Here is a 5,468-nt window from a genome sequence, read left to right on the forward strand (position 1 = left end):
GGCGGCCGTCACGCGAATATCCCGCGCCGCGTCGTCATCGCGCCGTTCAGGCCGCGCGGACTTCGCTGACTTCGGGGACGTAATGCTTGAGCAGGCTTTCGATGCCATGCTTGAGCGTCGCCGATGAGGACGGACAGCCCGAGCAGGCGCCCTGCATCGAGAGGTAGACGACGCCTTCGCGGAAACCGCGGTAAATGATGTCGCCGCCATCGTTGGCGACGGCCGGGCGCACGCGGCTTTCGATCAGGTCCTTGATCTGGGCGACGATGTCGGCGTCGGCCGGGTCGTCGCCATAATCCTCGTCCTCGGCCGGCACCGAGAAACCGCTGGCGTCGCCGCCGGTGAACAGAGGGGCTTCCGAAACGAAATGGTCGAGCAGGATCGCGACCACCTGCGGGCGCAGCGAGGGCCACTCGACGCCGGGCGCCGCCGTAACCGCGATGAAGCTGCCGCCGAAGAACACGCTGACCACGTCACCGAGGTCGAACAGCGCCTGTGCCAGCGGCGAGGTTTCCGCATCCTCGGGCGAAAGGAATTCGCGCGTGCCCGAAGTCATGACCTGCCGGCCGGGCAGGAACTTGAGCGTCGAGGGATTGGGCGTTGCTTCGGTTTCTATGAACATGGTGATTGCGATTTAGGTGAAGTGTCGGGAGGGTCAAGGGTACAAGGGCCATGAAAGCGGCGAAACGAGCGCCGAAATGACGGCGCTATTCACTGGCCCTTAAGGAGAGGCCTCCCTATACCTTGCGTAATGACGACCTCCCCGCGCGCCGCTCGCTCGCTCGCCTGCCTGCTTCTCCTTGCCCAGGCTCCGATTCCGCTCCTGTTGGTGCCGGAGGCGCAGGCGCAAACCGCGCAGCCTCAGTCGGTGCCCGATACTGCGCCGATCGTGGCCCCCTCGGTCGGCCAGGCCGATCCGTGGCTCTATCGCGGCAGCGACATTCCGCATGATCCGGAATGGCACTTCGGCGAACTGCCCAATGGCATCAAGTATGCGGTGCGCAAGAACGGGGTGCCGCCGGGCCAGGTCTCGATCCGCATCCGCGTCGATGCCGGTTCGCTCTACGAGACCGATGGCGAGCGCGGCTATGCGCATTTGCTGGAGCACATGCTGTTCCGCCAGTCGAAGTACATCCCCGAGGGCACCGCGATCGCCGCGTTCCAGCGCCTCGGGGCGACTTTCGGCAGCGATACCAATGCGGTGACTTCCACTACGCAGACCGTGTTCAAGCTCGACCTGCCCAATGCCACGCCGACTTCGCTGGACGAGACGTTCAAGCTGATGAGCGGCATGGTCACCGCGCCGACGCTCTCGGCCTCGAACCTCAAGCAGGACCTGCCGATCGTGCTGTCCGAAATGCGCGAGCGGGGCGGTGCCTCCAAGCGTGTGTCCGACGCGATGCAGAAGGTGCTCTATGCCGGGCAGCCGCTGGCCAACCGGGAGCCGATCGGCACGCTCGAATCGCTGACTTCGGCGACGCCGCAAAGTGTGCGGGCGTTCTATTCGCGCTGGTATCGCCCGGACAACGTGGCGGTGATCGTCGCCGGTGACGTCGATCCTGCGATGCTGGAAAGCTACGTCAAGAAGTGGTTCACCGACTGGAAGGTGCCCGGTCCCAAGGCTGTGGCCCCCAGCTTCGGCGATCCCGAGGCACCTGCGGGCGCCGATCCGAAGAACCCGGTCGGCGAGACCCGCGTGCTGGTCGAACCCGACCTGCCGCCCTCGCTGATGTACGCGGTGCTGCGCCCGTGGCGGCAGGTGATCGACAACATTCCCTACAACCAGGGCCTGATGACCGATGCGCTGGCTCAGGCGATCATCAATCGCCGCCTTGAATCCAAGGCGCGGGCAGGGGGCAGCTTCCTGTCTGCCTCGGTCAATCAGGACGATGTCGCGCGCTCGGCGGACGCAACCTTCGTGTCGGTGACGCCGCTGGGTGATGACTGGCAGGCCAGCCTTCGCGACGTGCGCGCGGTGATCGCCGATGCACTCACCCGCGCGCCGACGCAGGCGGAGATCGACCGCGAGGCGGCCGAGATGGAAGTCGCTTTCCAGGTCCCGGTCGAGCAGCAGCGCATCCTGCCCGGCAGCAAGATCGCCGACGACCTCGTCAACGCGCTCGACATCCGCGAGACGGTGGCCGCGCCGCAGGACGTGCTGGACATCTTCCGCAAGTCGAAGCCGTTGTTCACCCCGCAGGCAGTACTGGAGCACACTCGCAAGCTGTTCACCGGCAACGTCACCCGCGCCCTGTTCACCGTGCAGAAGGACGGCGCCGCCACCGACAAGGCGCTGCAACTCGCGCTCTCCGAGCCGGTCAAGGCCGACGCCAGCGTGCGCGCGGCACTCAAGCCGATCTCGTTCGAAAAGCTGCCCGCGATCGGTGCGGCCAAGAAGGCCGTCAGCGACGTGCCGACCGGCCTCCTCGAAATCGAGGAACTGACTTTTGCCAACGGCGTGAAGGCGATGCTGTGGCCGGTGGTCGAGGAGCCGGGCCGCGTCATGGTCAAGGCGCGCTTCGGCGGCGGTTACCGCTCGATCGACCCGAAGGATGCGGCCTACATCACGCTGGGCAATTACGCGCTCGTCGGCTCGGGCCTCGCCACGCTGGGGCAGGACGATCTCGATCGCATTTCCACCGGGCGCAAGATGGGCTTCGACTTCGAGGTGCAGGACGCCTCGTTCCAGCTCTCCGCAGAGACGCGCCCGTCCGACCTTGCCGATCAGCTCTACCTGTTCGCGGCCAAGCTGGACCTGCCCAAGTGGGACGTCGCGCCCTTCACCCGCGCCAAGGCGGCGGCGGCGATCCAGTACGCCACGTTCAACACCTCGCCGCAGGGCGTGTTGAACCGCGACCTGCAGTTCTACCAGCGCGGTCAGGACAAGCGCTTCGCCACCCCCACGCCCGACCAGATCGAGGCGACGACGGCGGACGGCTTCAAGCGCGTCTGGAGCAAGGCGCTCAAGGAAGGCCCCGTCGAAGTCCAGATCTTCGGCGACTTCGACAAGGCCGCCGCCATCGCCGCACTGGAGAAGACCTTCGGCGCGCTCAAGTCGCGCCAGCCCGCGCCGGTCAGCGCGGTGCAGGCGAAGATCGACGTGCCGCAGCCGTCGGACAAGCCGATCGAGCTGATCCACCACGGCGACCCGGATCAGGCGGCGGCAGTGGTTTCGTGGCCGACCGGCGGCGGTGTCATGGGCATCCGCGAATCGCGCCAGCTGGAAATCCTCACGCAGCTGTTCACCAACCGCCTGATGAACGCGGTGCGTGAGAAGCTGGGCGTGTCCTATGCGCCTTACGTCTACTCGCAGTGGCCGGTGGACCTTGCCGCAGGCGGCTCAATCACGGCGGTGGCGCAGGTCGATCCCAAGTCGGTGCCGGTGTTCTTCCAGACCGCCGACGAGATCGCGCAGGACCTCATCGCCAACCCTCCCACGGCGGACGAACTGGCGCTCGTCACTGAGCCGCTGCGCCAGCAGGTGACCCGTGCGGCGTCGAGTACCTCGTTCTTCATGAGCCAGCTCGAAGGCGCGACGACCGATCCCACCCGCATCGGCACCGTCCGCTCGGTGCTGAGCGACTATACGGTGACCACCCCGCAGGCGATGCAGGCGCTGGCGGCGCGCTACCTTGGCCGCGACCATTCGTGGCGGCTTGAGGTCATGCCCGAGGGCAAGGAAGGCGGCGTGGCGGGGAAGTAAGTAGAAGCCCACCCCCAGCCCCTCCAGCTTGCGGGAGGGGAGCAGAACGTATCGCCCTCCCGCTTGCGGGAGGGCCGCGAGACTTGGCGATTTATCGCCTAGTCACAGCGGGGTGGGCCTTTCTCATACCCATCACGCAACCGATCACCATGATCGCCAAACCCGGCTTTGCAAAAATTGCCGACAAGCGCTAAAGGCCGCGCCTTGCTTGCGCTGCCCGGGAGGACCTGCAGCGCTTGGAAAAGCCCACACAATCAGGTGACGGGCCAGAGGAGTACGATACAGTGGCTACCAACTGGACACCGGAGAGCTGGAAGACGCAAGAGGCGCGCCACCTCCCGGTTTATGGCGATCAGGCGAAACTCAGCGAGGTCGAGGCCACGCTTGCGAAGTTTCCGCCGCTCGTCTTTGCCGGTGAAGCCCGTGCTCTGAAGGCTGACCTTGCCGAAGTCGCCGCCGGTCGCGGTTTCCTGCTCCAGGGCGGTGACTGCGCCGAGAGCTTTGCCGAATTCAGCGCCGACAACATCCGCGACAGCTTCCGCGTGCTGCTGCAGATGGCGGTGGTGCTGACCTTCGCCAGCAAGCAGCCGGTGGTGAAGCTGGGCCGCATGGCCGGCCAGTTCGCCAAGCCGCGCTCGGCCCCGACCGAGATGGTCGGCGGCGTCGAGATGCCCAGCTACTTCGGCGACATCATCAACGGCATCGAAGGCAACGCCGAGGCGCGCCGCAACGATCCCGAGCGCATGCTGCGCGCCTATGGTCAGTCGTCCTCGACGCTGAACCTGCTGCGCGCCTTCGCGCACGGCGGCTATGCCAACTTGCGCCAGGTCCACCAGTGGACGCTCGACCACATCGGCCGCAGCCCCTGGGGCGAGAAGTTCTCGCAGATGGCCGATCGCATCGGCGAAGCGCTCGACTTCATGGCGGCTTGCGGTGTCGAACCCAGCTCGGTTCCGCAGCTTCAGGGCACCGACTTCTACACCAGCCACGAAGCGCTGCTGCTACCTTACGAGCAGGCGCTGACCCGCCGCGATTCGCTGACGGGCGACTGGTACGACTGCTCGGCGCACATGCTGTGGATCGGCGACCGCACCCGCTTCGAGGGCTCGGCCCACGTCGAATACCTGCGCGGCGTCGGTAACCCGATCGGCATGAAGTGCGGTCCGTCGCTTGAGCCGGACGCGCTGCTGCGGATGCTCGACACGCTGAACCCGGGCCGCGAGCCGGGACGCATGACGCTCATCAGCCGCTACGGCCACGACAAGGTCGAAGCCGGCCTGCCCAAGCTGGTGCGCGCCGTGAAGCGCGAAGGTCATCCGGTGGTGTGGTCGTGCGACCCGATGCACGGCAACGTCATCAAGTCGGACAGCGGCTTCAAGACCCGTCCGTTCGACCGCATCCTCGCCGAAGTGCGCGGCTTCTTCGCGGTCCACCGCGCGGAAGGCACGCATGCAGGCGGAATCCATATCGAGATGACCGGGCAGGACGTGACCGAGTGCACCGGCGGCGCCATCGCCATCACCGACGAGGCGCTGAAGGACCGCTACCACACGCACTGCGATCCGCGTCTGAACGGTGCGCAGTCGATCGAACTGGCGTTCGAGATGGCGGACCTGCTGAACCTTGAGGCTACTCAGGGGCAGAAGCAGGCGGCTTGAAGTTGAAGGGGAAGGCAGGGGTTTACCACCCCTGCACCCCGTGAAATGGCTTCGGTGTGCGGGCAGTTATGGCCCACACCGAAGCCCAAACTTCGTCATTGCGAGCG

3 protein-coding genes are annotated in these 5,468 nt (G+C 66.2%); 2 read left to right on the forward strand and 1 reads right to left on the reverse strand.

The genetic code is table 11. The annotated features are described in order from the left end of the window. Positions 1 to 46 precede the first annotated feature (46 nt). Positions 47 to 622, reverse strand: a complete 576-nt coding sequence (locus tag ACYPYD_RS19260; protein WP_036523735.1) for a NifU family protein — start codon at positions 620 to 622, stop codon at positions 47 to 49. Between the two features lie 129 nt (positions 623 to 751). Here ACYPYD_RS19260 and ACYPYD_RS19265 point away from each other — a divergent pair, with 129 nt between their 5' ends. Together ACYPYD_RS19265 and ACYPYD_RS19270 are read left to right on the forward strand one after the other, a co-directional pair. Beyond that, positions 752 to 3,703, forward strand: coding sequence for a M16 family metallopeptidase (locus ACYPYD_RS19265; protein WP_069708059.1), 2,952 nt, complete (start codon positions 752 to 754; stop codon positions 3,701 to 3,703). Between the two features lie 284 nt (positions 3,704 to 3,987). After that, on the forward strand, positions 3,988 to 5,361 hold the full coding sequence (locus tag ACYPYD_RS19270; RefSeq protein WP_036523741.1) for a class II 3-deoxy-7-phosphoheptulonate synthase: 1,374 nt from the start codon (positions 3,988 to 3,990) through the stop codon (positions 5,359 to 5,361). The last annotated feature ends 107 nt before the right edge of the window (positions 5,362 to 5,468 follow it).

The sequence above is a fragment of the Novosphingobium sp. 11B genome, from assembly GCF_054589055.1.